General features: G+C 70.1%; 7 protein-coding genes. All 7 read right to left on the bottom strand.

Features of this window, described 5'->3' with window-relative positions; all coding sequences use genetic code 11:
• Nucleotides 1-45: 45 nt before the first annotated feature.
• Nucleotides 46-585: a 50S ribosomal protein L17 gene (gene rplQ / locus HGA02_RS12855; protein ID WP_168679340.1), complete on the bottom strand. Its 540-nt coding sequence runs from the start codon at nt 583-585 to the stop codon at nt 46-48.
• Nucleotides 586-657: 72 nt separating this feature from the next.
• Nucleotides 658-1,668 carry a DNA-directed RNA polymerase subunit alpha gene (locus HGA02_RS12850; protein ID WP_168679339.1) on the bottom strand — a complete coding sequence of 337 codons (1,011 nt, stop codon included), beginning with the start codon at nt 1,666-1,668 and terminating at the stop codon, nt 658-660.
• 147 nt (nt 1,669-1,815) lie between these two features.
• Nucleotides 1,816-2,217, bottom strand: a complete 402-nt coding sequence (gene rpsK, locus HGA02_RS12845; protein ID WP_013770191.1) for a 30S ribosomal protein S11 — start codon at nt 2,215-2,217, stop codon at nt 1,816-1,818.
• 88 nt (nt 2,218-2,305) lie between these two features.
• Entirely contained in the window at nt 2,306-2,686 is a 381-nt protein-coding gene (rpsM, locus tag HGA02_RS12840; RefSeq protein WP_013770190.1) for a 30S ribosomal protein S13, read from the bottom strand.
• A 231-nt stretch (nt 2,687-2,917) separates the two neighbouring features.
• A complete protein-coding gene (gene rpmJ / locus HGA02_RS12835; protein WP_013117849.1) occupies nt 2,918-3,031 on the bottom strand; it encodes a 50S ribosomal protein L36 in 114 nt (37 codons plus the stop codon).
• 69 nt (nt 3,032-3,100) lie between these two features.
• Nucleotides 3,101-3,322 (bottom strand): translation initiation factor IF-1, encoded by a 222-nt coding sequence (infA, locus tag HGA02_RS12830; RefSeq protein WP_013770189.1) that lies wholly within the window; start codon nt 3,320-3,322, stop codon nt 3,101-3,103.
• 341 nt (nt 3,323-3,663) lie between these two features.
• On the bottom strand, nt 3,664-3,785 hold a 122-nt coding region (locus HGA02_RS21830; RefSeq protein ID WP_168679338.1), incomplete at its 5' end, for an LPXTG cell wall anchor domain-containing protein.

Raw genomic sequence — 3,785 nt, 5'->3', positions numbered from 1 at the left:
CGGAACCTGCGCGGTTCCGGGCCTCTCGTCGGTGCTGCGGGAGGGTCAGGCCTTCTCGGCGTCGCCCTCGGTCGCCGCGGTGGTGTCCTCGGCCGGAGCCTCGGTCGCCTCGGCGTCGGTCGTCTCGACCTCGGCGGCGGGCGCCTCGTCGGCCTTCTTCTCCGCCTTCGGCGCGGCCTTCGCGGTGGCCTTCGTGGCCTCCTTGACGACGGCCTGCTTCGGCGACAGCGGCTCGAGCACGAGCTCGATCACGGCCATGGGCGCGTTGTCGCCCTTGCGCGGACCGATCTTCGTGATGCGCGTGTAGCCACCCTGACGCTCGGCGACGGCCGGCGCGATCTCGGTGAACAGGGTGTGCACGACACCCTTGTCCTTGACGACCGTCAGGACACGGCGGCGGGCGTGCAGGTCGCCGCGCTTCGCGAACGTGATGAGGCGCTCGGCGAGCGGGCGCAGGCGCTTGGCCTTGGCCTCGGTCGTCGTGATCCGCTTGTGCTCGAACAGCTGCGTCGCGAGGTTCGCGAGGATCAGACGCTCGTGCGCCGGTCCGCCACCGAGCCGGGGACCCTTGGTGGGCGTGGGCATGATCTACTCCTTGAGTTCCAGTGATCGGCGACGCGCACCGGACCGTTCAGGCCCGGCGCGCGTTCCCCGGCGTCAGTACTGCTCGTCCTCGACGAAGTCGCCCTCGTCGTCGCCGTAGAAGGCCGACGCGGTCGGGTCGAAGTCGAGCGGGCTGTCCTTGAGGGTCAGGCCGAGCTCGGCCAGCTTCTCCTTGACCTCGGTGATGGACTTCGCACCGAAGTTGCGGATGTCCAGGAGGTCGGCCTCGCTGCGCGCCACGAGCTCACCCACGGAGTGGATGCCCTCACGCTTGAGGCAGTTGTACGAGCGGATCGTCAGCTGCAGGTCCTCGATCGGCAGCGCGAGGTCCGCGGCGAGCGCGGCGTCGGTCGGCGACGGGCCGATCTCGATCCCCTCCGCCTCGACGTTGAGCTCACGGGCCAGGCCGAACAGCTCGACCAGCGTCTTGCCGGCGGACGCGAGCGCGTCGCGCGGGCTGATCGCGGCCTTCGTCTCGACGTCGACGACGAGCTTGTCGAAGTCGGTCCGCTGCTCGACACGCGTGGCCTCGACCTTGTAGGTCACCTTGAGGACCGGCGAGTAGATCGAGTCGACCGGGATCCGGCCGATCTCCGCGTCGAACGACTTGTTCTGGGCGGCGGAGACGTAGCCGCGGCCGCGCTCGACCGTGAGCTCGATCTCCAGCTTGCCCTTGTCGTTCAGCGTCGCCAGGTGCAGGTCGGGGTTGTGCACCTCGACCCCGGCCGGCGGCACGATGTCCGCGGCGGTGACGACACCCGACCCCTGCTTGCGCAGGTACATCACGACCGGCTCGTCGTTCTCCGAGGAGACGACGAGGTTCTTGATGTTGAGGATGATCTCGGTGACGTCCTCCTTGACACCCGGCACGGTGGAGAACTCGTGCAGCACGCCGTCGATCCGGATGGAGGTGACGGCGGCACCGGGGATGGAGGACAGCAGCGTCCGGCGCAGCGAGTTGCCGAGCGTGTAGCCGAAGCCGGGCTCGAGCGGCTCGATGGAGAACCGCGAGCGGTTCTCCGAGATGACCTCTTCGGTCAGGGTGGGGCGCTGTGCGATGAGCACGGTGGGTTTCCTCTCAGCGGGCGTCCGCCATATGACGCTCCGCAGTACTGCGTGACGGCCATGCCTCGGTCCGCATGACCGGTCGGACGAGTCACGCCGTGGCCGGTGCGTCGACGACGCGAGCACCGGCCACGGCCGAGCCGAGGGTCAGACGCGGCGGCGCTTCGGCGGGCGGCAGCCGTTGTGCGCCTGGGGCGTCACGTCCTGGATCGAGCCGACCTCGAGGCCCGTCGCCTGGAGCGAGCGGATCGCGGTCTCACGGCCCGAGCCCGGGCCCTTGACGAAGACGTCGACCTTGCGCATGCCGTGCTCCTGGGCACGACGCGCGGCGGCCTCGGCGGCGAGCTGCGCGGCGAAGGGCGTCGACTTGCGCGAGCCCTTGAAGCCGACCTGGCCGGAGGACGCCCACGCGATCACGGCGCCGGACGGGTCCGTGATGGAGACGATCGTGTTGTTGAACGTGCTCTTGATGTGCGCCTGGCCGTGGGAGACGTTCTTCTTCTCCTTGCGGCGCGGCTTGCGCACGGAACTGCGGGTCTTGGGAGGCATCTGCTTCTTCTCTCGTGGTCGTCAGGCTGCGTGTGCCGACGTCCCGGGACCTCTCGCCGTGAGGCGCGGTCCTCGCGGGACGTGCGGGTTACTTGCGCCCGGCCTTCTTCTTGCCGGCGACGGTGCGCTTCGGGCCCTTGCGGGTGCGCGCGTTGGTCTTCGTGCGCTGACCGCGCACGGGAAGGCCACGGCGGTGGCGGAGGCCCTCGTAGCAGCCGATCTCGACCTTGCGGCGGATGTCCGCGGCGACCTCACGGCGGAGGTCACCCTCGAGCTTGAAGTTGCCCTCGAGGTAGTCACGCAGCGCGACGAGCTCGGTGTCCCCGAGGTCCTTCACGCGGACGTCGGGGCTGATGCCCGTGGCGGCGAGGGTCTGCTGGGCGCGCGTGCGACCGACCCCGTAGATGTAGGTGAGCGCGATCTCCAGCCGCTTCTCGCGGGGGAGGTCGACGCCGATGAGACGTGCCATGTGCCTGGTGGCTCCTGAACTGCGTCGGAGGTCTTCCGCACCGCCTTCCCGCGTGCTGCGGGCCCCGGCCTCCGACCGAGGGTTCGCCGGTCCGGACCGGGCTGCTGCCCGGCACCGTCCGGAGTGGCGGTGCGCTTGCCGGCCCCTGCCCGGGGCCGATGGTCCCGTGCGGGACCGGTGGTGCTGCTCGACGTGCTCCGCGGGACGGACCCGTGGCGCACCGTCAGGGCGTCAGCCCTGGCGCTGCTTGTGGCGCAGGTTCTCGCAGATCACCTGGACGCGACCGTGCCGGCGGATCACCTTGCACTTGTCGCAGATCTTCTTGACGCTGGGCTTGACCTTCATCGCGTTGATTCCTCCGCCGCCGCTGACCCACGGGCTCCCCCGGGGCGTGACGGCGTGTTCGAGTGGTGGTTACTTGTAGCGGTAGACGATCCGACCGCGGGACAGGTCGTACGGGCTCAGCTCGACGACCACCCGGTCCTCGGGGAGGATCCGGATGTAGTGCTGACGCATCTTGCCCGAGATGTGGGCGAGCACCTTGTGGCCGTTCGTGAGCTCCACGCGGAACATCGCGTTCGGCAGAGCCTCCACGACGCTGCCCTCGATCTCGATGACACCGTCCTTCTTCGCCATGTCCTCCGCTAACTGTCGGTCCTGGTCTTGTTCAGCCCACGTCGGCCGTGGCCCCCGCGCGTGCGGGAGCGGGACCGGCGTTCGTGGAGAGTGCGAAGGCCCGGACCGCACCGAGGCCTGCCCGTGTCGAGGACGACGGGTCGACCGTGGCGCGACGGCTGTCAGGAGCCCCACGATCGCGGGACCACAGTCAGCCAACTGGGCGCACACACCCAACGGACTATGTTACGGCATCCGCCGCACAGGACGAAACCGCCGGACCTGCGCCCCCTCCTGCCACGGGGACGTCGCCAGGTCCGGCGGTCTCGTCACGGGCCGTCAGCGGCCCGGGTCGTGCTCGGTCAGGCGTCCGAACCGCTCGGACGACGACGGTGGCGCAGCGCCAGCAGCACGCCGCCGGCGGCGACCAGCACACCGGCGCCGACCGCGAGCGGCAGCGCGGTGGAGCCGGTCGTGGCGAGCG

Source organism: Cellulomonas septica (assembly GCF_012396155.1).
In the GTDB taxonomy this organism is placed as follows: Bacteria; Actinomycetota; Actinomycetes; order Actinomycetales; family Cellulomonadaceae; genus Cellulomonas; species Cellulomonas septica.
This window is presented reverse-complemented; position numbering and strand designations above follow the sequence as displayed.

Excerpts from the sequence above, each read along its gene's own strand:
- rpsM (WP_013770190.1), bottom strand. The coding sequence starts at position 2,686 with ATGGCACGTCTCATCGGCGTCGACCTCCCCCGCGAGAAGCGGCTGGAG.
- rpmJ (WP_013117849.1), bottom strand. The coding sequence starts at position 3,031 with ATGAAGGTCAAGCCCAGCGTCAAGAAGATCTGCGACAAGTGCAAGGTG.
- infA (WP_013770189.1), bottom strand. The coding sequence starts at position 3,322 with ATGGCGAAGAAGGACGGTGTCATCGAGATCGAGGGCAGCGTCGTGGAG.
- rpsK (WP_013770191.1), bottom strand. The coding sequence starts at position 2,217 with ATGCCTCCCAAGACCCGCAGTTCCGTGCGCAAGCCGCGCCGCAAGGAG.
- rplQ (WP_168679340.1), bottom strand. The coding sequence starts at position 585 with ATGCCCACGCCCACCAAGGGTCCCCGGCTCGGTGGCGGACCGGCGCAC.